24 protein-coding genes are annotated in these 19,956 nt (G+C 64.4%); 11 read left to right on the forward strand and 13 right to left on the reverse strand.

Features of this window, described 5'->3' with window-relative positions:
- The coding region (locus ACOJSF_RS04385) for a tyrosine-type recombinase/integrase (RefSeq protein WP_420141011.1) at positions 1 to 549 on the forward strand (549 nt) is incomplete at its 5' end.
- On the opposite strand, the gene ACOJSF_RS04390 is transcribed toward ACOJSF_RS04385, so the two are convergent.
- Entirely contained in the window at positions 539 to 814 is a 276-nt protein-coding gene (locus ACOJSF_RS04390) for a helix-turn-helix transcriptional regulator (RefSeq protein WP_420141012.1), read from the reverse strand. The genes ACOJSF_RS04385 and ACOJSF_RS04390 overlap by 11 nt on opposite strands.
- A 291-nt stretch (positions 815 to 1,105) precedes the next feature.
- Entirely contained in the window at positions 1,106 to 1,672 is a 567-nt protein-coding gene (locus tag ACOJSF_RS04395; RefSeq protein WP_420141013.1) for a nuclear transport factor 2 family protein, read from the reverse strand.
- A gap of 30 nt (positions 1,673 to 1,702) precedes the next feature.
- On the opposite strand from ACOJSF_RS04395, the gene ACOJSF_RS04400 reads away from it, so the two are divergent.
- The 10 genes from ACOJSF_RS04400 (at position 1,703) to ACOJSF_RS04445 (ending at position 10,010) form a co-directional block, all read left to right on the forward strand.
- The gene (locus ACOJSF_RS04400) at positions 1,703 to 2,665 is read left to right on the forward strand and encodes a LysR family transcriptional regulator (RefSeq protein ID WP_420141014.1); all 963 of its coding nucleotides are present in this window, start codon (positions 1,703 to 1,705) and stop codon (positions 2,663 to 2,665) included.
- A 231-nt stretch (positions 2,666 to 2,896) separates the two neighbouring features.
- Positions 2,897 to 3,787, forward strand: a complete 891-nt coding sequence (locus ACOJSF_RS04405) for an NADPH-dependent F420 reductase (protein ID WP_420141015.1) — start codon at positions 2,897 to 2,899, stop codon at positions 3,785 to 3,787.
- Between the two features lie 94 nt (positions 3,788 to 3,881).
- Positions 3,882 to 4,289, forward strand: a complete 408-nt coding sequence (locus tag ACOJSF_RS04410) for a nuclear transport factor 2 family protein (RefSeq protein ID WP_420141016.1) — start codon at positions 3,882 to 3,884, stop codon at positions 4,287 to 4,289.
- 32 nt (positions 4,290 to 4,321) lie between these two features.
- Positions 4,322 to 4,693 (forward strand): DUF427 domain-containing protein, encoded by a 372-nt coding sequence (locus ACOJSF_RS04415; protein ID WP_420141017.1) that lies wholly within the window; start codon positions 4,322 to 4,324, stop codon positions 4,691 to 4,693.
- A 112-nt stretch (positions 4,694 to 4,805) separates the two neighbouring features.
- Complete coding sequence (locus ACOJSF_RS04420; RefSeq protein ID WP_420141018.1) at positions 4,806 to 5,762, forward strand: LysR family transcriptional regulator; 957 nt, start codon at positions 4,806 to 4,808, stop codon at positions 5,760 to 5,762.
- A 193-nt stretch (positions 5,763 to 5,955) separates the two neighbouring features.
- Complete coding sequence (locus tag ACOJSF_RS04425; protein WP_420141019.1) at positions 5,956 to 6,654, forward strand: NADPH-dependent F420 reductase; 699 nt, start codon at positions 5,956 to 5,958, stop codon at positions 6,652 to 6,654.
- 54 nt (positions 6,655 to 6,708) lie between these two features.
- A complete protein-coding gene (locus tag ACOJSF_RS04430; RefSeq protein ID WP_420141020.1) occupies positions 6,709 to 7,476 on the forward strand; it encodes an SDR family NAD(P)-dependent oxidoreductase in 768 nt (255 codons plus the stop codon).
- A gap of 102 nt (positions 7,477 to 7,578) precedes the next feature.
- On the forward strand, positions 7,579 to 8,268 hold the full coding sequence (locus tag ACOJSF_RS04435; RefSeq protein WP_420141021.1) for an NADPH-dependent F420 reductase: 690 nt from the start codon (positions 7,579 to 7,581) through the stop codon (positions 8,266 to 8,268).
- A gap of 9 nt (positions 8,269 to 8,277) precedes the next feature.
- Positions 8,278 to 9,084: an SDR family NAD(P)-dependent oxidoreductase gene (locus tag ACOJSF_RS04440; protein WP_420141022.1), complete on the forward strand. Its 807-nt coding sequence runs from the start codon at positions 8,278 to 8,280 to the stop codon at positions 9,082 to 9,084.
- Positions 9,085 to 9,101: 17 nt separating this feature from the next.
- A complete protein-coding gene (locus ACOJSF_RS04445; RefSeq protein WP_420141023.1) occupies positions 9,102 to 10,010 on the forward strand; it encodes a LysR family transcriptional regulator in 909 nt (302 codons plus the stop codon).
- Positions 10,011 to 10,050: 40 nt separating this feature from the next.
- Here ACOJSF_RS04445 and ACOJSF_RS04450 read toward each other — a convergent pair whose 3' ends face one another.
- Genes ACOJSF_RS04450 through trbB form a run of 11 tightly spaced genes read right to left on the reverse strand, consistent with a single transcriptional unit; the run spans position 10,051 to position 19,690 of the window.
- A complete protein-coding gene (locus tag ACOJSF_RS04450) occupies positions 10,051 to 10,272 on the reverse strand; it encodes a DUF2274 domain-containing protein (protein WP_420141041.1) in 222 nt (73 codons plus the stop codon).
- Positions 10,272 to 11,504, reverse strand: a complete 1,233-nt coding sequence (locus tag ACOJSF_RS04455) for a TrbI/VirB10 family protein (RefSeq protein WP_420141024.1) — start codon at positions 11,502 to 11,504, stop codon at positions 10,272 to 10,274. Before ACOJSF_RS04455 ends, ACOJSF_RS04450 begins: the two co-directional genes overlap by 1 nt.
- Positions 11,501 to 12,538 (reverse strand): P-type conjugative transfer protein TrbG, encoded by a 1,038-nt coding sequence (gene trbG, locus ACOJSF_RS04460; RefSeq protein WP_420141025.1) that lies wholly within the window; start codon positions 12,536 to 12,538, stop codon positions 11,501 to 11,503. Before trbG ends, ACOJSF_RS04455 begins: the two co-directional genes overlap by 4 nt.
- Positions 12,535 to 13,218 (reverse strand): conjugal transfer protein TrbF, encoded by a 684-nt coding sequence (gene trbF, locus ACOJSF_RS04465; RefSeq protein WP_420141026.1) that lies wholly within the window; start codon positions 13,216 to 13,218, stop codon positions 12,535 to 12,537. The genes trbG and trbF overlap by 4 nt, the downstream gene beginning before the upstream one ends.
- On the reverse strand, positions 13,218 to 14,549 hold the full coding sequence (gene trbL, locus ACOJSF_RS04470) for a P-type conjugative transfer protein TrbL (RefSeq protein ID WP_420141027.1): 1,332 nt from the start codon (positions 14,547 to 14,549) through the stop codon (positions 13,218 to 13,220). The genes trbF and trbL overlap by 1 nt, the downstream gene beginning before the upstream one ends.
- Positions 14,546 to 14,875 carry a putative entry exclusion protein TrbK-alt gene (gene trbK-alt, locus ACOJSF_RS04475; RefSeq protein WP_420141028.1) on the reverse strand — a complete coding sequence of 110 codons (330 nt, stop codon included), beginning with the start codon at positions 14,873 to 14,875 and terminating at the stop codon, positions 14,546 to 14,548. The genes trbL and trbK-alt overlap by 4 nt, the downstream gene beginning before the upstream one ends.
- Positions 14,876 to 14,882: 7 nt before the next feature.
- On the reverse strand, positions 14,883 to 15,653 hold the full coding sequence (gene trbJ, locus ACOJSF_RS04480; RefSeq protein ID WP_420141029.1) for a P-type conjugative transfer protein TrbJ: 771 nt from the start codon (positions 15,651 to 15,653) through the stop codon (positions 14,883 to 14,885).
- The gene (gene trbE, locus ACOJSF_RS04485) at positions 15,650 to 18,088 is read right to left on the reverse strand and encodes a conjugal transfer protein TrbE (RefSeq protein WP_420141030.1); all 2,439 of its coding nucleotides are present in this window, start codon (positions 18,086 to 18,088) and stop codon (positions 15,650 to 15,652) included. Before trbE ends, trbJ begins: the two co-directional genes overlap by 4 nt.
- 11 nt (positions 18,089 to 18,099) lie before the next feature.
- Positions 18,100 to 18,381: a VirB3 family type IV secretion system protein gene (locus ACOJSF_RS04490; protein ID WP_420141031.1), complete on the reverse strand. Its 282-nt coding sequence runs from the start codon at positions 18,379 to 18,381 to the stop codon at positions 18,100 to 18,102.
- The gene (locus ACOJSF_RS04495) at positions 18,381 to 18,710 is read right to left on the reverse strand and encodes a TrbC/VirB2 family protein (protein WP_420141032.1); all 330 of its coding nucleotides are present in this window, start codon (positions 18,708 to 18,710) and stop codon (positions 18,381 to 18,383) included. The genes ACOJSF_RS04490 and ACOJSF_RS04495 overlap by 1 nt, the downstream gene beginning before the upstream one ends.
- Positions 18,707 to 19,690, reverse strand: a complete 984-nt coding sequence (gene trbB, locus ACOJSF_RS04500; protein WP_420141042.1) for a P-type conjugative transfer ATPase TrbB — start codon at positions 19,688 to 19,690, stop codon at positions 18,707 to 18,709. The genes ACOJSF_RS04495 and trbB overlap by 4 nt, the downstream gene beginning before the upstream one ends.
- Positions 19,691 to 19,956: the final 266 nt, after the last annotated feature.

The following is a 19,956-nucleotide window of genomic DNA, read 5'->3' on the forward strand; positions in this document are numbered from 1 at the left end:
GTCCGCAAGAGCGAGCTGCAGGATGCGGTTTGGGATGAGGTCGACTTCGAGAACGCGGTGTGGACCATCCCGAAGGAGCGCATGAAGCGCTCGAAGGCGCACAACGTCTACCTGTCGACGCAGGTGCTCGACATCATGGTCGCGCTGAAGACCTGCGCAGGAAACTCGCGGTATCTCCTGCCGTCACGCTACGATGCCGATGCTCCGATGTCGCGCGCGACCTTCAATCGGGTCACCTACTCGGTAGTGGCGAAGGCGAAAGAGGAAGGGTTGCCGCTTGAGCCGTTCACGGTCCACGATCTGCGGCGGACGGGCTCGACGCTCCTGAACGAGCTTGGGTTCAATAGCGACTGGATCGAGAAATGCCTCGCGCACGAGGACGGGCGATCGTCACGCGGGGTCTACAACAAGGCGGAGTATGAGCATCAGCGCCGGCACATGATGCAGGAATGGTCCAACCTCATTGATGCCTGGGTCGCTGGCCAGAAATATGTCCCGACCTTGATGCCTCGCGCTATGGAGATGCTCGAGCTCGATCCTACTGTCTGACCGGCTTCGCACGGCGTAGCCGGACATCGGGTGTCGGTGCGAGTTTGATCGACTTAGTGCCGGAGGCGGCTCGGCGCGCGTCGAGCCACCGTTCCACCTCGCCCAAATCCCAGACGACGCATCGAGAGGTCAGATAAAAGCGCTGAGGGAACTCACCGCGTTGCTCCATCTCGAAGATGGTGCTGTCGGCTAGGGGCACGATTTCGCGTAGCTGCTGTCTACGAATGGTGCGCCGCGATGCGACTGGGGTCGTGTTCATGCCCATGTAATTCTCCGCATCCTCTGAGGTGCGGCGATAGAAGGCGATAGATGCGGAGACTGGAACCCCCCTGTTGGCGAAGGGCGGTAGTTTCGCATGTTCGGCGGTAAATCGGCGGGTTCGAAAAGTTAGACATATCGTTCGGGAACAGGAGGGCGGTGCCCTCAACTTCTCCTTCGGTCGGCGCAGGTCATCTACTGGCGCGCCTCGACCGTCTGGCACGTAGCGCGTTAGGCGCAGCCTCAACGCGGCGGTCACTGGATAGGCGCCTACTACTTGCGCAGCTTCGGCAGGCGGTCAGTCCGCGCTACGGGCGGCAGCGACCGCTGCCGTATTCTCGTAGAACTGACCGCTGGCGATCTTTCCATTCCGCATCTCAAGCCGCGCGAGAAAGTCGCTGTCGGCGATCCTCGCCGTTTCGCGGTGCCGCAGGCGGAAGTGGCCCTCGACGAACACCTGGTTGCCAGCACTAGTAAACCGCGTGGTTTCGCAGGAGAGCAGTTCATACTCGGAGTAGAGAAGCGCGGTGAGGCGCTGATAGCCTTCACGACCTTTATGCTCGTAGCCGGCCCAGGGAATGGCGGCGCGAAGCTCATCATTACATGCGCAGGAAACTACAAATCGGAAATCCGGTTGAACGAAACTCGCAAATGCGTCGTCCAGCTCGCCGCAATGCTGGGAGGCGAAGAAGCCCTTAGCTGCCCTGATATTTGGCTCGTCAGACGAGATTTGAGCGGCAGTGGTGCGCCAGCAATTGCGTTCGGCTTCCGTGGTTGCCGTACTGTTGTGGCTGCTGGCGCAGGCCGCCTCCGGCGGTGTCGACGGCGCGTCCGAAGCGGCACTCTCCCTCTCCTCGATGCTCATCTTCAGTCCCTTGTGCGCGACTGGGCTAAGATGACAGTTGTTCTCGGATTGATAAGGTTGGCAAAAAGTGACACACCGTTGCTTATGACAACAACAGTAGATTTCGCGGAAATGCAGGCTTTCATAGCCGTGGTGGTCGAAGGATCGTTCACCACTGCTGCGGAACGCCTGAACACCGACAAGGCGCGGATAAGCCGCATTGTGCGTCGGATGGAAGAGAAGCTCGGGGCGAGGCTCCTGAACCGCTCGACGCGACACCTCAGCGTAACCGAGGTGGGACGTGACTATTTCGAGCGAGCCTCATCGATCGTTAAGGCGGCCGAGATGGCCGAAGCAGCCGTGGCGCAGCGCTCAGAGGAACCCAAAGGCCGCCTCAAATTAACTGCCGGTGCCGAGTTCGGGACCATGCAGGTCGATGGGTGGATCGCGGCCTTCCTTCACAGATGGCCGAAGGTGAGCATCGAAACGGAATACACCAACCGCCTAGTCGACATCATTCATGAAGGTGTCGATGTGGCGATCCGCATAGGTCCATTGGAAGATTCAGAGCTGTCGGCGCGCAAGCTGGGGGAGCTCGGCTACGGACTGTACGCGTCGCCCGACTACCTCAGCAGTGCAGCGCCTCTCCGTACCGTCGATGATCTGAAACGCCATGACCTGATAATGCACGCACCGCGCGGTCGCCCCGGGTGGACGTTGGTCAATGGCGAGAAGACGGAGAAGGTGTTGCATCCGCCGCGCTGCGCTTTTGACAACTCAGTGGCGGCGATGAACGCCGCCCTGTCTGGCTTGGGCATCGTGCAGCTTCCAACCTATATGGCCGAGCCTCATGTGGCGGACGGTCGGTTCGCCAGAGTGCTGCCAGGCTGGGCGCGTATCCCTGTGCCTGTCCACGCTGTCTTTGCTTCTACGCGCTACATGGACCCCAAGGTGCGAGATTTTGTGGACGTCTGTCGCGAGGGCTTCAAAAGTAGCGTTGAGAGCCAGGGCTGAATGGATTCCGCTATCCGGCTTTGGCATCGCGCACTGCGCGCACCCTGCACGGAACCGCGGTAGTTCGAGCGTTCGACCAAGCCGACCTGGGTATGCCGACCTAGTTCCGCCGGCCGCTCCAACGCGCCGTCGTCGGCGCTCGCGCTGTATTGTCTGCTGGAGGGGCAACAGTCTGTTGCCCGCGGTCGGACTGTTATCAACTCGATCAAATTCATAATTTGCTGTTGTCGCTTGCTGCGATGCTCGCCGTCGAAGGACTCGCGAGACAGCGAGGGCGCCTGGATCCTGACGGCGGCTACCGCCCTGATAAGAAAGATCACGTACATGACACAGACAATCGGCATCATCGGCTCCGGCCTCGTCGGCAAGGCGGTCGCGCGCCTTGCAATCGCAGCCGGCCACAAGGTGGTCATCAGCAACTCTCGCGGCGCAGAGTCCGTCAAGGAATTGATCGAGGAGCTCGGCCCGTTGGCGAGCGCTGGGACGACCGAGGAAGTGGTGGCCGCAGGCGACATCGTTACGCTTTCGATACCAATCGCGGCCACCGAGCAGCTTCCCGGCGACAAGTTTGCCGGCAAAGTCGTGCTCGACCAGACGAACTACTATCCCGCATTCGGTGCCAATGACGTCCTCGACAAGGGCGAGCTGACGTCCAGCGAACTGGTCGCGCAGCGTCTGCCGGGGGCGAAGGTCGTCAAGGGCTTCCACAACCTGAGCTGGCTCCACATGAAGGCCGATGCGACGCCGGCGGGTTCGGCGAACCGCACGACGTTGCCGATCGCGGGCGACGACGCCGGCGCGAAGCGGGCGGTGACCGAGTTCTTCGACAAGATCGGCTTCGATGCCATCGACGCCGGCTCGCTCGCGGATAGCTGGCGCATCGAACCGAGTACGCCGATTTACTTCTGGGCCTACGCCCCGACGGTAGACCTGCAGGCGACGGGCCCCGATGCCGAGGCTGCCTACACGCAGCCGGGTAAGCCCGTGTCGCGCGAAGAAGCGCAGCGCCTGATCGACACGGCGGAGCGCCCGACGCCGATCGGCGGCACGTTCGAGGGCATGCCGCAGGTCCACGTCGACCTGTTCATGGCGCAGGCCAGCGCCGCAACCACCGCAAACTGACCCCAGCCGGACGCCACCCCCCAAGAGGCGCCCGGCAAGGTTGCGGGCGGTCCTGCGAAGCTCGCCGGGCCGCCCGTATTCAGGAACCGTAGCGATGACGAGCGAAGATCATCTCACTCAATTCCTCGAAGCTATGCACGAGGGCGATGTTGTCCGTGCGAGCGAGCATCTGTCCGAAACCGTCGAACTAAACAGTCCGATCCTCCCAACCCCGTTCACGGGCCGGGCGAGCGTGTCTGCTGTCCTCGGCGCGCTGCTCTCCACGATCGACGCCTTCGAGCCAAAAATGATGATGCGCGAGGGTGCCGACGTCATTGCCGTCCTCGCGATCCGGTTTGAAGATCATGTGATCGACGCGTTCGACCACGTCCGCCTGGGCGAAGATGGCCGCATCGAGACGATGACCATCGCATGGCGTCCCTTGCCTGCTGTGGTCGCCGTCCAGCAGCGGCTTGTCCCGAAGCTCGGTGGCAAAGCTATGCGGCTTGTGCCGGTTGAGTAGCCACCCAACATCCACGCTGGAAGGAAATTGACATGCAAGGTGGAACGCAGCCCGGTCCGAATCATCCGATCAGTGTCGAGCCGGCAGACAAGAAGGTGATCGTGCGGATCGGGAACACCGTTCTAGCGGAGAGCCGCAACGCCCTGATCCTACGCGAAGCGAGCCTGCCGCCGGTCTTCTACATTCCGCGCAACGAGGTCGCGATGATGGAGCTCAGCTCCAGCGATACGCACACCCATTGCCCGTACAAGGGCGATGCCAGCTATTTCAGCGCACGCGGTGGCGCAGCCAAGGATGTTGCCTGGTCGTATGAAGATCCCTTCGACCATATGTCGGTCATCAAGGATCATCTTGCGTTCTATCCAGACCGCGTTGACGCGATTGAAACCGCCCCGCGCGACTGAATGGTGGTGCCCGCCCTCTACCGGCTCGGCACTGCTGGGCTAGCAGCATCATGTCAGGAATGCGGGACTTCGCCATCTGCGGTAGGCTGCGTTGCATGACAGGGCGTTCGCGATGACATCGTCGGTTGGTTTTTCCGAAATGCAGGTCTTCGTCGCGGTGGTGACAGAGGAGTCCTTCACTGCTGCGGCCGAACGGCTCGACACCGACAAGGCGCGCGTGAGCCGGATCGTTCAGCGGGTTGAGGAAAAGCTTGGTGCTCGTCTCTTGAACAGGTCGACGCGGCGGCTGAGCGTCACCGAAGTCGGCCGCGAGTATTTCGAGCGCGCGACGTCCATTCTGGCGGCTGCAGATGCGGCGCAGGCCGCTGTCGCTCAACAAAGCCAAGAGCCCAAAGGGCGGCTGAAGATTTCCGCGACGCCGGAATTTGGCACGACGCGCGTCGATGACTGGATCGCCGCCTATCTTTCACGATGGCCACAGGTCAGCGTGGAGGCGGTGTATTCGATCCGCCTCGTCGACATCATCCACGAAGGCATCGATGTTGCGATACGCATCGGGTCCTTGCAGGATTCCGAGCTGTCGGCACGCAAGCTCGGCGAGATAAGCTACGGCCTCTATGCTTCGCCCGCCTACATGAAGCGCGCCGCGCCGGTCAGCGCGGTCCATGATCTCAATGACCATGATCTCGTCATGAAGGCGTCGAGCGGCCGTGCGACTTGGACCTTGGTCAATGGTCAGGCGATGGAGAAAGTGTCGCAGCAACCGCGCTGCGCACTCGATAACATCGTCGCGGCGAAGAACCTGACGCTGTCCGGCTTGGGGATTTCGCACCTTCCACGGTTCCTGGCCGAGCCGCACGTTGCGGAAGGCAGGCTGGTCCGTGTTCTGCCGGGCTGGGCCAGCATCCCGATGCCCGTCCACGCAGTGTTCGCCTCGACCCGCTACATGGACCCGAAGGTGCGCAGCTTCATCGATCTTTGCCAAGATGCCTTCAACGAAGACAGCGACATAGATCTGACTGAGAACAGAACCGCTGTGAGCGTCGGGCTGGAAAGCGCCGTCAGGTAGGAGCCTGATCGGTTTGCGTCGGCGGCCACTCCAGCGAAACGTACTGATCCCTCAGCTTTGAGGCCACTGTTGCGCGCAGGAACAACAGACTGGGGCTCGACGGCCATCTAATCCGTTGCTGAGCCATATCCTAACTTTTGCTCAGACCGCTCCCTGAGGGGGGACCGAAGGTCAATGCAAAACAGGATGTCACATGAAGATCGGAATTTTGAACGCCGGTAATATCGGCAGTCGTTTGGCCCGCGCCTGGGCGGCCGCAGGCCATGAACTGGTCATCGCCAAAGATGGTGAGGACCGGAAGATTGAACCACTACTTGCGGAGCTGGGCGACAAGGCCCGGCTCGGCTCGATCCGCGAGGCAGCGGAGTTCGGTGAAGTCGTGCTCTTCTCGATCTACTGGCCGCGGGTCGAGGCGATCGTCAGCGAAGTCGGCGACGCGCTCGATGGCAAGGTCGTTATCGAAACCATGAACCCGCTCGGCGTCACCGCCGATTTCGTGCACTTCCACGATCAGGAGTTCATGCGCGACAGCTCGACCTCCGAGGACCTGCAACGACGCTTGCCGAAGGCGCGCATCGTCAAGGCCTTCAACTTGATTGCGGCTCCGTCTCTTGAAGCGGCGGCATGGTCTGCATCGCCGGTGCCGGCCAGCGTCTTCTACGCGACCGACGACAAGGCCGCCGGAGAGGCGACACGCACTCTGATCGGCGATGCCGGCTTCAAGCCCGTGAATGCCGGCAATCTCAAGGGAGCCCGCCAGCTCGAACAGGTCGGCGTGTTCCTGCATCACATCGCGGAGAATGAATATGCCGGCGACGCGGACCTGATCCGCATCGCCCTCACGGTCGTCGAGGCCAATCCTGGCCCGATCGCGCGCGAACGCACCGTCTGACCGGGCAAGCCGGCTCGCCTCCCAAAATCACTCAACATTCGAAGGAAATCTCCAATGGCGCAGACATTGAATGGCAAAACCGCCCTCGTGACCGGCGCAGGCCGAGGCATCGGCCGCACGATCGCGGAACGGCTCGCGGCCGACGGCGCGACCGTGGCGATCACGTACAACGCCAGCAGCGCTGGCGCGGAAGAAACGGTCGCCGCGATCGAGAAGGCGGGCGGCACCGCCTTTGCGCTGCACGCCGATCTCTCCGACGCCGGGTCGATCCCTGGCTTGTACGACGAGCTCGATCGCGAGCTTACCGAGCGCAAGGGCAGCAAGGCCCTCGACGTCCTCGTCAACAATGCCGGCAATTCGGGGTGGGGCGGCCTTTCCGACGCCACGCCGGAAGCCTGGGACACGATGATCGCGGTGCATGCCCGCGCGCCGTTCTTCATGGTCCAGTCGGCGCTCAGCCGCCTGTCCGATGGCGGGCGGATCATCAACATCTCGTCGGGCCTCTCCACGCGCCCGCAACCGATGGTGCCGATCTATTCGATGGCGAAAGCTGCGATCAACAACCTCACCCACGCGCTTGCGATGGAGCTTGGTCCGCGTGGGATTGCGGTGAACGCGGTGGCGCCAGGCTGGACGCGCACCGACATGAACGCTGCCGTCCGGGAGGATGCCAACATCGTGAAGGCCATCGAAGGCGACACCGCATTCGGCCGTTTCGGCGAAACGTCGGATATCGCCGCGGTGGTTGCCTTCCTCGCGTCGGACGACGCCCGCTGGGTCACCGGTCAGGTGATCGAGGCGAGCGGCGGCTACCGGCTCTGATCGGCTGAACTGCTCCGGCGCCGGCGCTCGCACGCGTCGGCGCCGGCAACGGCGCGCCGCCACGCAGGCGGCATCTGCGCCATTCCACAGCTTGGGAGAGCGATGATGAAGATTGGTATCATAGGATCAGGCGAAATTGGCGGCTCGCTGGCGCGCCGGCTCTCGAAGCTGGGCCATCAGGTTTCGATCGCCAATTCGCGCGGCCCTGACTCGCTGGCGGATCTCGCGGCCGAGACCGGCGCCAAGGCGGTGACCGTCCATGAGGCGGCGCGTAGCGGCGAGGTCGTCTTCGTCGCGATCCCGGCGTTCAGAATCGCCGAATTGCCGAAGGGCCTGTTCGACGGCGTGGATGCCGATGTCGCCGTCGTGGAGACGGGCAACTACTATCCGCAAGAGCGGGATGGGCGCATCGAGTCGATCGAGCAGGGCATGGCTGAGAGCCGCTGGGTGGCCAATCAGCTCGGCCGCCCCGTGCTGAAGGCCATCAACAACCTGCACTGGCGCAGCCTTCTGGATGGTGGCAAGCCGGCGGGCACGCCGGGACGCATCGCGCTGCCGGTGGCCGGCGATGATACGGCCCACAAGGCGCGAGTGATCCGGCTGTTCGACGAGCTGGGATATGACGGCGTCGACGCCGGCCCGCTCGATGAATCTTGGCGCCAGCAGCCGGGCACCCCGGTCTATGCGGCCAATCTCGACGCGGAAGGCGTTCGCAGGGGACTGGCGGAGGCGAACCCCGAGCGTAGGCCCGAGTTTCGCGGCACACCCGGCAGCACCATCGGCAAGCCGTAGGAGAATCTGATGGACACGAATCTCAACGGCCGGACCGCTCTGGTCACCGGCGCAAGCCAAGGCATCGGCGAGGCTATCGGCCGCGCCTTGCACGCCGAAGGTGCCAAGGTGGCATTCCTGGCCCGCAGCGAAGTCAAGCTAGCGGCGATCACTGACCGGCTTGGCGAGCGGGCGCTGGCGGTCGGCGCCGACGTCACTGATGAAGGGAGCTTGGCCCAGGCGCTTGCCATGATCGAAGCGACATTTGGGCCGGTCGACATTCTCGTGAACAATGCAGGCGGCCTTCGGTCCTCAACGGGCGAGTTGTTCCGGTCGTTCGAGGAAATCCCCGACGCCGATTGGCTAGAGACGTGGGAGTTCAACGTCCTTTCTGTGGTGCGTGTCACCCGGGCGCTGGCGCCAGCGATGGCCGAACGCGGATGGGGACGGATCGTCAACATCTCGTCGGAAAGTGGTATTCAGCCCGACGCTGTCGCCCTCGAATATGCCTCGGCTAAGAGCGCGCTGAACATCCTGACCAAGGGCATCTCGAAAACCTACGCGAGTCGTGGCGTGCTCGCGAACGTGGTTTCGCCAGCCTACGTCGATACTCCCATTCTTCGTGAATTGCTGGCCCAGCAGGACGGGGCAGCGAAGCTCTCGCCTGACGAACTGGCCGCTCATTTCCAGCAAGCGCTTCGGCCCAACATTGCGGTCGGCCGCCCCGGCAATCCTGTAGACGTTGCAGCCGCAGTCGTCTTCCTCGCGTCGGATCAAGCAGGCTTCATCACCGGGACCAACCTCCGCGTTGACGGCGGTTCAGTAATGGCAATCTAGGACAGGCGGCCAACATATTGACCGATCTCTCACTCGATCTGCGAAATCTGCGATGTGCGTTCTCGGCTGCCGAGACTGGTAGCTTTCGCCGAACAGCCGACGCGCTCGGACTTCCTCAGTCGTCGGTGAGTCGCCGTATCCTGATGCTGGAACGGCGACTAGGCTTCCCTCTGTTTGAACGCAGTCCTGCCGGCGTTAAGGTCACGCTTGCAGGAAAGGCCTTCCTTGAGAGCGCATTGGGTGCCGCCGAGCAGATCGACTTTGCAGCGCGCGAAGCCGTTGCTTTCCATCGGCGACAGGCTCGCGATCTACGAGTCGGTGTGTCGAGGACGAGCGGGCGCCTTCGTCGCGCATTGGGTGCGTTTAGGGCGCGGCATCCAGATATCAAAATGACGCTCGCGGAATGCTCCCATGTCGATGCACGACGCGGCGTGGCGGCGGGCGAGCTAGATGTCGCGTTTGTTCATCAAGGTGGTGATCTGCCGACCTGCGCGACAAAGGAGCTTTGGCGCGAGCCGATCTATGTAGTGCTTCCTCGCGATCATCGCCTCTCCGGCAAGGCGGAAGTGACCTGGGCTGACGTTGGCAGGGAGACCTTCGTTTCCTGCTCAGGCGGCCCTTGCTCAGATATTCTGGACTGTCTGACTATGCGGTTCGCAAGCGAAAATGGGCTGCCGAACATAGAGGTGCACGCGGTCTCGGAAGCCGGCATCTACGATCTCATCACGATGGGCTATGGGATCACGCTGACGAATGATTCAGTCGTGCGGACCGAACCAGATCGCCTTGCTGTCCGACCTATGCGTGGCGAAGCTGAGGCTATGCCGATGATAGCGATCTGGCGGAAACACGGTGCACACCCGGTCGCGATGAAGCTGGTGGCGATCGCCGAAACGCTAGGTCGGGATGATCGGTCGTCTTGGTAAGGCGCGAACTGCCGGCTCGTGCCAGGGGCTGGTCGCCAGCCTAACGTCCTGACCGGCGAGCACGCGCGAACTCTCGATCCGTCGCCATGAACCGCTCCAACATCGGGGCGATAAGCCGGGCCGGATCTGAAACGGGTTGTCCCGACTGCGCCGAGAGCACCTCGGCATATTCCGAGAGATCGCGATGGAGACCTGCTGGGAGCTCGATATTGATCTTCACCGGCTTGTCATCGTTGATCGAGGTGATCTTCAGCTTTCCCATCATTGCTCTCCGTGGGGCTCCAGGATCATGTCGCGGGTCACGATTACCCGAACAGGGAAACCAGGACGGATCGTGAGGGTCGGCGCCACGTTCAGTTGGCGACGCACGATTTGCTGCCCTGCATCGTTGAATGTGTTCTGACTGCCGTTCCGGATAGCACGAAGCAGGCTGTCGTCGTTGTCGATCGCCAGTTCGGTCCCGACACTGAGCAGTGTCGACAACCCCGCCGCTTTGGCCAGCTCCAGCCAATGGAAATTTACTCCGTCTTGCAGGCCGGCGAAGCCTTCAGCATCTGCCGCTGGTGCGCGCTCGAGGACGAAGGATCTGCCGTCAGGGAAAAGAAGGCGATTCCAGACGAGCAACACGCGAGACTGCCCGAACTGGACGCTGCTGTCGTATTGGCCGATCAGTCGCGTGCCTTGGGGGACGAGAAGAATGCGGCCTGTCAGGCTGTCGTAGGTGTTCTCTGTTACCTGAGCCGTGATCTGGCCCGGCAAGTCCGACCGTATGCCGGTGATAAGCGCCGCCGAGATAACGGCACCAGCTTGCAGAATGTTTCGGGATGGCGGCGAAGTAACCCGCTCGGTCGAAACCGTCCGACGTTCGGGCGCCGCGTTGAGGAAGGCAGCTTGGCGATCTTGCGCTGTGGGTGGCGCATTGGGCTGCGCCCCCGCCGCCCCGGTCCCAGAATCCACCAGGCCGGGAGAGACGGGCGGCGCCTCGCCACCGCGCGCCTCTGAGGTAGCGAACAGACGGGCAGTTCGAGCGGACTCGACCTCCTGCTGTCGACGCTGTCGCTCCGGGCTGACTTGCCTTGTTGCGGCTCCATTCGTTGGGGCGCCGGGCATGTTGGGAGGTTGGACAGCCTGTCCGCGTTCTTGCGCGCTCAGGATTGGTTTGCCGAGGTCTCCGGGCAGCGGCGGCCCCAATTTCGGGACTGCGCCATAGTCTCGGGGAAGGGCAGCCACGCCATCGGCGGTCGGACGGTTTTCCGTCGAATACTGGTCCTCGGGCGCATGCATCGCATGTCTGGTCTGCAGCGCATAGACCAAGGCGCCCCCCACGCCGAGGCTCGCGCCCAGGCCGATAGTGGCGAGCACGCGGCGAGAGAGCCTCGTGACGCGGGGCGGTTCGGCGCGCAGGCGCATCGCGGCGGGGTTGATAGGCTCGCCGGTCAGCGGCTCACCGTCGTCGTCGGGCCGCCCCTCCGGCGTAGACGGATGCTCGGTCATTTCGCGGGCCTGCCGTCGGTCCGGACGATGCGGACCCGCTGCTGTCTATGATCGGACCCGTAACGAAGTTCTGCGGCGGCAAAGAGTCGGTCGACGATCATATAGCGGCCGCGGACGCGGTAGTTGACCAGTTCGGAGGTTTTTCCGCTGTCGCCGACGACGAAGAGCGGCGGCATTTCGCCCTGTGCGATCCCGGTCGGGAACTCGATGAAGACCTGCTTCCCATCATCGAACGCGCGCAGCGGGCGCCACGGTGCGTTATCGCCGTCGATGGCGTATCGGAAATTGATGGTGGCGAGGTCGATCCCGGTCGCGACGGTAGGGGAGGCCTGTGCGGCGGCGCTTTGGTTGCGCAGCGCGATCAGCTGATCTTGCGGGTACTGCCAGGAAACCGACGCCATGTAGGTCCGCTCGGTCGAGCGTAGCTCCATGTGGTAGGTGCGTAGGCTGGTGTTGATGATGAGGTTGGTTGTCAGGTCGGTCCGGGTTGGCTTCACAAGGATGTGAACCTGCTGCGTCGCGCCAGCGCCGCTCATCGTGTCTCCGATGATCCAGCGAACGGTGTCGCCTGCCGCAACCGGTCCAGATCCTACGAGCTGCTCGCCGGGCTGGAGAGCAATGTCGGTGATCTGCCCGATGGCAGTGTAGACTTGGTAGAGCGCGCCCGGCGTGAACGGATAGACCTGCATCGATTTGATGAAGCCGTCGCGGACGGGCTGCATGCGGGCGGCAGCGTTGGCGAGGTTGATGCGGGCGGCCGGATCGACGGGCTCGGGTGGCCGGGCGCTTCGCTCGATCGGCTTCAGCTGTCCCGGCAGCGGCAGCGGCTTGGGCACCTCGACGACGGTGACGGGCGCGGGAGGTTCCGGGGTCACCGTGGCCGGCGCAGCGTCATCGTAGGTGATCTTCGGAGGCGGGGTCTTCGCCGCGCATCCGGGCAAGGCGCCTAGCGCGGACAGGATGGCGAGCAAAATGCAGGGCTTTACGGAAAAGCGTGAAGCCGGAGAGCCGGCTTTACGGAAAGTCGACTTCATTGCCCTAGCTCCCGTGACCAGTTGATGGCGTTGACGTAGATTCCGAGGGGGTTCTTCCGCACCGTGTCGGCGTCGCGCGGGGCTTGCACGACGGTCGTCAGGATCGCGGTCCAGCGCTCCGTGGTGCCGAGCTGCCCATTCTCGTAGCGGCGTTCGATCCAGGCGACGCGGAAGCTGCTGGGCGATGCACGGATGACGCTCGAGACTTCGACGGAGACCTGCTGGCGACCGACCTGGCTGAACGGGTCGTTGGCCCGTGCGTAGTCGTTGAGCGCGGCGGCGCCGCGATCGGTGGTGAAGTCGTATGCGCGCAGCCAGTTCTGCCGGACGATGATCGCATCGGCTGGGACGGAGCGGACCTCCTCGATGAACCTTCCGAGGTGGAATGCGATCTGCGCATCGGTTGGCCGGTAGTCGGCGGTCGCTGGTCCGACGGCCTGTGCCTGGCCGAGGCGGTCGGTTTGCACCACCCACGGGACCACCGATCCATGGGCGGACTGCCAGACGAGTGCGGCGGCAAAGCCCGCTGACAAGAAGAGCGAGCCGAAGGCCATATACCGCCAGTTGCGGGCCTGCACCCGAGCCGAGCCGATACGATCGTCCCATACCTGCGCGGCGCGCTGATATGGCGTCTCTGGCGCGGGGGCTTTTCCATAGTGTGTCGAGGGTCTCTTGAACATCAGCCGTTGCCTTCGGAGAGGTTGATGGATGCCCCGCCACCGCCCGCATCGCCCGAGCGGACGGCGTGCGCCGTCGCCTGCACGGCATGGGTCATGCGCTGGGAGTGGCGCATGCGGCGTGCCCAGGCCGGCGGCCCATCACCTTGGCTCGGCGCGACCTCGCCAGCCGGCGTCGGGCGCGGTGCGCCGCCGGTGAGGACAGCTCGGCCGCCCTCGTTGAAGCTCGACTGCATGGAGTCTCTTGCGCGGGAGGCGGCGCGCCGGAGGGGAGACGCGGCGGCTTGCGCGCCGGCGCGTGCAACGCCGCCCAAGCCGGAGGCGACGCCGTAGATGCCGGTCTCCCCGGCTGCGCCGAGGCTATAGGCGGTCGATGCGCCGCCAGCGACCGCGGCGCCCCCGCGCGCGGCGGCGGCAGCTCCGCCAGCGAGTGCGGAGCCTCCCGTTGCGGCGGCACCGACGGCCCCGGCGCCGAGCGCTACAACGCCGCCTGCGGCAAGGCCGGTGCCGACGGCGGCTCCAGCGCTGAGCTGCGGGCCGCCGGAGACAATGCCGCTTGCGATGCCCGGCCCGAAGATCCCGAGGCCAAGGAGGGACAATGCGGCGAGCGCAATTGCCATCGCCTCGTCGATCGTCGGGGTCGGCCCGGCAAAGCCGTTGGTGAACTCGGAGAAGAGTGTCGATCCGATGCCGATGATGACGGCGAGGACCAGAACCTTGATCCCGGATGAGATCACGTTGCCGAGGACGCGCTCGGCCATAAACGCGGATTTCCCGAAGAGGCCGAACGGGATGAGCACGAAGCCGGCGAGCGTAGTCAGCTTGAACTCGATCAGGGTGACGAAGAGCTGGATCGCCAGGATGAAGAAGGCGAGCAGCACCAGCACCCATGCGAAAAACATGCAGGCGATCTGGATGAAATTCTCGAAGAAGGACCAGTAGCCCATCAGGTCCGAGATCGAGTCCAGGATGGGCCTTCCGGCGTCGAGCCCGGTTTGGGCGACGCGGCCTGGGCGGAGGAGGTCGGCAGTGGTGAAGCTCGTGCCGCTCGCCTTCAGGCCGAGGCCGGCGAAGCTCTCGAAGACGATCCTGGCGAGGTTGTTCCAGTGGCCGATAATGTAGGCGAACACGCCGACGAACAGGGTCTTTTTGACCAGTCGCGCGAGAATGTCGTCGTCCGCGCCCCAAGACCAGAACAGGGCGGCGAGCGTGACGTCGATGACGATCAGCGTCGTCGCGATGAAGGCGACCTCTCCGCCGAGCAGGCCGAATCCGCCGTCGATGTAGCGGGTGAAGACCTCAAGGAAGTGGTCGATGACGCCGGTGTTGTTCATGGGGTTGGCGCTTCCGTGCCGACCTCCGGCATCCCATCGGTGCCGGGCGCTTGGATCAGTCCGGACGGCCGCGCACCGGGTGCGAGGAATCTGCGCCGGTTCTCCGCCCAGGCCTTCAGGCAGTCATGATCGCGCGGTCCGGCTTCGCCGAGCTCCTGGCACCTGACCAGTTCGGCGCGGAGGGGATCGACCTCTCGCCCGGCGGATGGGGTCAGCGACGGACGCACGACCGGCGCCTTGTCGCGCGTCATCTCGACGGCCGTGGCAGTGATGGCGATCGCGACGAAGACCCCTGCGCCGATCCGGGCGAAGAACTTCCCGTCCATCGGCGCGTCAGTTCCCGTTGTTCTGGAACATGCGTGCGTTGCCGGGTTGGTAGCCCGTGCCCGGCGTGAGGAAGCGCCTGCGCTGTTCGCGGCCCTGGTCGACGGCGGCCGACCGCTCGGCTTCGGAGAGCGCCTGAGCGCGTCCATTGGCGGAGACGACGGCGGTCAGGTCGGCGAGCTGCTGCGCCTGCAAGGCGAGGAGCTGGTTGCCGGCCTGGGTCGCCTGAAGCGCGCCCGTCGCTCCTTGGCTGCGGCCGATAAGCGCGGTCATCTCGGTCCGGTTGGTGTCGATATTGCCGACGACGCCAGCTTGTACCCGCATCGCGTCTTGCAGGCCGCCGACGGTGTTCTGCCAACGCTCGCGCGCGCCGGCGACAAGCTGCTGATCCGTGGCCGACAGCGAGGCGTTCCCGTAGGTCGTGCGGAACGCCTGATCGATATTCTCGACGTTGTAGGCGATCCGCTGCGCTTGGCCGAGCAGTTGTTGGGTTTGCTGGATCGATTGCTGAAGCTGCTGGAGCGAGGAGTATGGCAGGCTCGCGAGGTTGCGGCCCTGATTGATGAGCATCGCCGCTTCGTTCTGGAGCGAGGTGATCTGGTTGTTGATCTGCTGGAGCGTGCGAGCGGCAGTGAGGATGTTCTGCGCATAGTTGCGCGGGTCGAACACGATCCCGCCGAATTGCGCTTGGGCGGGCTGCGCCGGCATCAGTGCGGCGGTGGTCGCGCCGCTGAGAAGGAGCATCGCGAAGCGGATGCTGCGCACGGGTTGCGCTTTCATGGTGTCGTCTCCTGATTTTTTAGGCTGGGGATGAGATCGGCGGCCCAACCGAGGCTGTGATGCTGGAGCCAGGCCGCGAGGAAGTCCGCGCGGTCATGCTCGGCGAGGATCGTGGCGATCGCGGACTGGTCCGCGCGCGACGAGGCGCCGCACAACGCGAGCGCGACTTCGGAGAGACCGAGCTCGAAGAGCCGGTTCCCCTTTCGCGATTGGCAGTAATAGTCACGCTTGGGCATCGCCCGCGCGAGAATCTCGATTTGGCGGTCGTTCAGGCCGAACCGCCGGTAGATGGCGGTAATCTGGGGCTCGATCGCGCGCTCGTTGGGGAGCAGGATGCGGGTTTGACAGCTCTCGATGATGGCCGGCGCGATTGCGGAGCCGTCGATGTCGGACAGCGATTGGGTTGCGAACAGCACGCTCGCGTTCTTCTTGCGGAGCGTCTTGAGCCATTCCCGGAGCTGGCCGGCGAACCCCTCGTCGTCGAGGGCGAGCCAGCCCTCGTCGATGATGATGAGGGTCGGGCTTCCGTCGAGCCTGTCGCCGATGCGGTGGAACAGATAGGCGAGCACAGCCGGCGCGGCAGCGGTGCCGATGAGACCCTCGGTCTCGAACGCCTGCACCGTCGCCTCGCCGAGATATTCGGTCTCGGCGTCAAGGAGCCGGCCATACGGGCCGCCGACGCAATAGGGGCGCAGCGCCTGCTTGAGGTCGTTCGATTGCAGAAGCACCGATAGCCCGGTCATTGTCCGCTCCGACGTGGGGGCAGTGGCCAGCGAGGACAGCGCCGACCAGATGTGCTCCTTCGTCTCGGGCGAGAGCGTGATGGTCTCGCGTGCGAGGATCGCCGCAATCCAGTCGGCCGCCCAGGACCGCTCGGCAGCGTCGTCGATCCGGGCAAGCGGTTGCAGCGAGACGCTTTGGTCCGAGCCGTCCGTGAGGCCGCCACCAAGGTCGTGCCAGTCGCCCCCCATGGCGAGCGCTGCGGCGCGGATCGAGCCGCCGAAGTCGAAGGCGAAGACCTGCGCGCCGGCGTATCGGCGAAACTGAAGCGCCATGAGCGCCAGGAGCACCGACTTGCCGGCGCCCGTCGGGCCGACGATCAGCGTGTGCCCGACGTCGCCGACATGGATGGACAGCCGGAACGGGGTGGAGCCTTCGGTCTTGCCGTAGAGCAAGGGGGGTGCGCCGAAATGCTCGTCCCGTTCCGGACCCGCCCACACCGCCGACAGCGGGATCATGTGGGCGAGGTTCAATGTCGAGATGGGGGGTTGCCGGACGTTGGCATAGACGTGGCCGGGGAGGCTTCCGAGCCAGGCGTCGACCGCGTTGATCGTCTCGGACATCGCGGTGAAATCGCGGCCCTGAATGACCTTCTCTGCGAGCCGGAGCTTCTCGGCCGCGATGCGGGGATCGTTGTCCCAGACGGTGATGGTCGCCGTCACATAGGCTTGGCCGGCATAGTCCGCGCCCAGCTCCTGCAGGGCGAGGTCGGCGTCCGCGGCTTTGTTGGCGGCATCGCTGTCGACCAGCACCGAGGCCTCGTTCGTCATCACCTCCTTCAGAATCGCGGCGATCGATTTGCGCTTGGCGAACCATTGGCGCCGGATCTTGGTCAGGAGTCTCGTCGCATCGGTCTTGTCGAGCAGGATCGCGCGGGTCGACCAACGGTAGGGGAATGCGAGCCGGTTAAGCTCGTCGAGTATCCCCGGCGTCGTCGCCGTCGGGAACCCGACGATCGACAAGACACGCAGGTGCGCCGTGCCCAAGCGCGGCTCGAGGCCGCCTGTGAGCGGTTGGTCCGCGAGAAGCGCGTCGAGATACATGGGCGTTTCGGGCACGCGGACGCGGTGCCGCTTGGTCGAGACCGTCGAGTGCAGGTAGGTCAGGGTCTCGGCATCGTCGAGCCACGCGCTCTCGGGCATGAAGGCGTCGATAAGCTGGAGGATGCGGTCGGTGCGGTCGACAAATCCGCGAAGGATCTCAAAGGCGTCCACTCCGCCTTGGTCCCGCCCTTCGTAGAGCCAGCTTTCGGCGCGAGCGGCGTCCTCGGCTGGGGGCAGATAGAGGAACGTGAGGTAGTAGCTCGACTCGAAGTGGCTGCCTTCCTCCTCGAAGTCCGCTTTCCGCTCGGCGTCCACTAGCGCGGATGCGTTGTCCGGGAATTGGCTCGACGGATAGGTTGCCGCCTCGTGGCGCTGTGCTTCGACGAAGATCGACCAGCCTGAGCCGAGGCGACGGAAGGCGTTGTTGAGGCGACCGGCGACCGCGACCAGTTCTGCCGGGACGGCGCTGTCGAGGTCGGGCCCTCGAAAGCGCGCGGTGCGCTGGAACGATCCGTCCTTGTTGAGGATCACCCCCTCGCCGGCGAGTCCGACCCAGGGGAGGAAATCGGCGAGCCGGGTGTTGCGGTTGCGATATTCTGCGAGGCTCATCATGTCGCGCGCCCTCAAACCGACAGGTGCGCTGGAAAGCGGAGGTGGCGCCTGACGACGTCGACGAACTGCGGGTCGCGCTTCGCTGCCCAGACTGCGGCGACATGGCCGATCAGCCCGATCGCGATGCCCGCGATCCATAGTCGCAGGCCGAGACCAACCGCGCCGGCAAGCGTCCCATTGAGGATCGCGATAGAGCGCGGAGCACCCCCAAGGAGAATATGCTCGGTCAGGGCGCGGTGAACCGGGACCGAGAAGCCGGGGACCTCGCCCGTAGGATCGGCGCCCAGCGCCATCAGACCAGCGCCCCGCCGCCGAACGAAAAGAAGGACAGGAAGAAGCTGGATGCGGCGAAGGCGATCGAGAGACCGAACACGATTTGGATGAGTCGGCGAAATCCGCCCGAACTGTCTCCGAACGCGAGTGTCAGGCCGGTCACGATGATGATGATGACCGACAGGATCTTCGCCACCGGCCCCTCGACCGATTCCAGGATCGATTGGAGCGGCGCTTCCCATGGCATCGACGAACCCGAGGCTTGGGCAGCCGGGGCGAATGCGACCGAGAAGGCGACTAGGGAAACGACTGTCGTGAGGCGACGGGCGCCGAGCGCGCGGATGGTCATGACGGTTCTCCTGTGAGGGGCGGGAAGATGAGGGACACCCGGTAGTCACCGTCGGCCGTGAGGCCGTCGACGCGCGCCAGTTCGGCGAGGCGTCGTGCCGCGCCTCGGCCGGACAGGACGGCGATGATGTCGATCGTCTCCGCGATGAGCGCGCGCGGGACGGTGATGACTGCCTCCTGTATGAGCTGCTCCATGCGGCGGAGCGCGCCGATCGCGCTGCCGGCGTGGATCGTGCCGATCCCGCCGGGATGTCCGGTGCCCCAGGCCTTGAGGAGGTTGAGCGCTTCTGCGCCGCGGACCTCGCCGATCGGGATGCGGTCGGGGCGGAGCCGAAGGGAGGAGCGAACGAGGTCGGAAAGCGTCGCGACGCCGTCCTTGGTCCGCATGGCGACCAGGTTCGGGGCGGCGCATTGCAGCTCGCGCGTATCTTCGATCAGCACGACGCGGTCGCTGGTCTTGGCGACTTCGGCGAGCAAGGCGTTGGTGAGCGTCGTTTTGCCGGTCGAGGTGCCGCCCGCAACGAGGATATTGCGGCGTTCGGCGACGGCGACGCGCAGCGCGTCCGCGTGTGCCGCCGGCATCACGCCAGTCCAGACATAGTCGTCGAGCGTGAACAGCGCGACGGCAGGCTTGCGGATGGCGAAGGTTGGCGCGGTGACGACGGGTGGCAGCAGGCCTTCAAATCGCTCGCCGGTCTCGGGTAGCTCGGCTGAAACGCGCGGTGCGCCTGCGTGAACCTCGGCGCCTACATGGTGCGCGACGAGCCTGATGATCCTCTCTCCGTCTTCTGGCGAGAGGGTCGCTTCGGTCTCGACCAGTCCTTCCGCGAGGCGGTCGACCCACAGTCGCCCATCCGGGTTGAGCATGACTTCGACCACGGCGGGGTCTTCGAGAAACTGCGCGATCGACGGTCCGAGCGCAGTGCTGAGCATGCGCGCGCCGCGCCGGAGCGCTTCTCGTCTGGCGTGCAGGTTTGCCACCGTTGCCCCGTCCAATTATTGGCCGCGCACGTCGCGCGGCCCTGCGTGGGGCGGATAGAGGAGGCAGAAAGCCAGGTATTTCAACAAGTGTTGGGTGGTCGTCGCACTGTAGCGTGCAAAGACAGGCAATCGGCGGGGTTACAGGCCCGCCCTGCGGCTGCTCTCGACCATGATCATGACGTTCTCGTATTTCACTCAGACGTCTTGTGCCGACAAAAGCGGCAGTTGGTGGACCTTGAGCTCCGGGTAGAACTAAATCCAAGCTT

Origin of the sequence: Sphingomonas sp. (genome assembly GCF_048594985.1) — a bacterium.
In the GTDB taxonomy this organism is placed as follows: Bacteria; Pseudomonadota; Alphaproteobacteria; order Sphingomonadales; family Sphingomonadaceae; genus Sphingomonas_I.

Bases quoted from the DNA above. Each gene is read 5' to 3' on its own strand.
- ACOJSF_RS04390 (WP_420141012.1), bottom strand. From the start codon at position 814: ATGGGCATGAACACGACCCCAGTCGCATCGCGGCGCACCATTCGTAGA.
- ACOJSF_RS04395 (WP_420141013.1), bottom strand. From the start codon at position 1,672: ATGAGCATCGAGGAGAGGGAGAGTGCCGCTTCGGACGCGCCGTCGACA.
- ACOJSF_RS04400 (WP_420141014.1), top strand. From the start codon at position 1,703: ATGACAGTTGTTCTCGGATTGATAAGGTTGGCAAAAAGTGACACACCG.
- ACOJSF_RS04410 (WP_420141016.1), top strand. From the start codon at position 3,882: ATGACGAGCGAAGATCATCTCACTCAATTCCTCGAAGCTATGCACGAG.
- ACOJSF_RS04415 (WP_420141017.1), top strand. From the start codon at position 4,322: ATGCAAGGTGGAACGCAGCCCGGTCCGAATCATCCGATCAGTGTCGAG.
- ACOJSF_RS04420 (WP_420141018.1), top strand. From the start codon at position 4,806: ATGACATCGTCGGTTGGTTTTTCCGAAATGCAGGTCTTCGTCGCGGTG.
- ACOJSF_RS04425 (WP_420141019.1), top strand. From the start codon at position 5,956: ATGAAGATCGGAATTTTGAACGCCGGTAATATCGGCAGTCGTTTGGCC.
- ACOJSF_RS04430 (WP_420141020.1), top strand. From the start codon at position 6,709: ATGGCGCAGACATTGAATGGCAAAACCGCCCTCGTGACCGGCGCAGGC.
- ACOJSF_RS04435 (WP_420141021.1), top strand. From the start codon at position 7,579: ATGATGAAGATTGGTATCATAGGATCAGGCGAAATTGGCGGCTCGCTG.
- ACOJSF_RS04440 (WP_420141022.1), top strand. From the start codon at position 8,278: ATGGACACGAATCTCAACGGCCGGACCGCTCTGGTCACCGGCGCAAGC.
- ACOJSF_RS04450 (WP_420141041.1), bottom strand. From the start codon at position 10,272: ATGGGAAAGCTGAAGATCACCTCGATCAACGATGACAAGCCGGTGAAG.
- ACOJSF_RS04455 (WP_420141024.1), bottom strand. From the start codon at position 11,504: ATGACCGAGCATCCGTCTACGCCGGAGGGGCGGCCCGACGACGACGGT.
- trbG (WP_420141025.1), bottom strand. From the start codon at position 12,538: ATGAAGTCGACTTTCCGTAAAGCCGGCTCTCCGGCTTCACGCTTTTCC.
- trbF (WP_420141026.1), bottom strand. From the start codon at position 13,218: ATGTTCAAGAGACCCTCGACACACTATGGAAAAGCCCCCGCGCCAGAG.
- trbL (WP_420141027.1), bottom strand. From the start codon at position 14,549: ATGAACAACACCGGCGTCATCGACCACTTCCTTGAGGTCTTCACCCGC.
- trbK-alt (WP_420141028.1), bottom strand. From the start codon at position 14,875: ATGGACGGGAAGTTCTTCGCCCGGATCGGCGCAGGGGTCTTCGTCGCG.
- trbJ (WP_420141029.1), bottom strand. From the start codon at position 15,653: ATGAAAGCGCAACCCGTGCGCAGCATCCGCTTCGCGATGCTCCTTCTC.
- trbE (WP_420141030.1), bottom strand. From the start codon at position 18,088: ATGATGAGCCTCGCAGAATATCGCAACCGCAACACCCGGCTCGCCGAT.
- ACOJSF_RS04490 (WP_420141031.1), bottom strand. From the start codon at position 18,381: ATGGCGCTGGGCGCCGATCCTACGGGCGAGGTCCCCGGCTTCTCGGTC.
- ACOJSF_RS04495 (WP_420141032.1), bottom strand. From the start codon at position 18,710: ATGACCATCCGCGCGCTCGGCGCCCGTCGCCTCACGACAGTCGTTTCC.